At 78.3% G+C, this 810-nt stretch carries 1 protein-coding gene; it reads left to right on the top strand.

Annotated elements, in window-relative coordinates; all coding sequences use genetic code 11:
- Positions 1 to 345: 345 nt before the first annotated feature.
- The coding region (locus N866_RS10840) for a hypothetical protein (protein ID WP_034226277.1) at positions 346 to 810 on the top strand (465 nt) is incomplete at its 3' end.

Here is an 810-nt window from a genome sequence, read left to right as displayed (position 1 = left end):
CGGCCGCGAGCGCGACGATGCGCCCGCGACGGTGGGTGGTGCCGGACATGTGGTGTCCTCCGTGTGATCGAACCGCGGTGCGCCGCCGTGGTTCGCACGGTCGCCGCCCCCTGTGCGGTCGATCCTGTGGCGGGGGCCCGGACGGACCACGCGGCGACCAGCGGTTTCCCACCATCCGGACGTGTTGATCGCGCCCGCGGGCCGAGTGTCACGTCCGTGGAACATCCGTGTGAACGGACGCAACATCCGGCTCCGGACGGATGCCGCCCTGGCGGCCGGCCGGGGCCGGGTCGAGTGATCCCGGGTCCCCCGACGTCCCGGCGCGGCGTCGGCGATGATGTCCCGGTGCACGGCACGGGGGCAGGGACGGGCGGCGCGCGCGCCGTCGTCGGGCAGGCGCGCCGGCCGTCGTCGGCGCGGCCGGCCGTCGTCGGCGTCCTGCTCGTCATCGCGGTGCTGGCGTCCGCCCTGGCCGGGCCCTGGTCCCCCGAGTTCGCCCCCGGCGGTCCCGTGACGGTCCGGGAGACCGCGGACCCTCCCGTCGAGCCGACCGCGGAGCCGACGGTGGGCCCGGTCGTCGAGGACCAGCAGCCGCCGATGGGCCGGGAGACGGTCGCCTGGGCGGGCTTCCTCCTGATCACCGCCGCCCTCGTGGCGCTGGCGCTGCTGCTGCGCCGGTTCGCCGGGAGCGGCCGGCGGGGGATCGACGCCGGCACGGACGACACCGCGGCACCCCCCGGCCCGGGGACGGCCGCCGTCGGCGCGGACGTCCCGGACGTGGACGCCCTGCGCGAGGGCGTGGCCGCCGCC

Source organism: Actinotalea ferrariae CF5-4, from assembly GCF_000603945.1.
In the GTDB taxonomy this organism is placed as follows: domain Bacteria; phylum Actinomycetota; class Actinomycetes; order Actinomycetales; family Cellulomonadaceae; genus Actinotalea; species Actinotalea ferrariae.
This window is presented reverse-complemented; position numbering and strand designations above follow the sequence as displayed.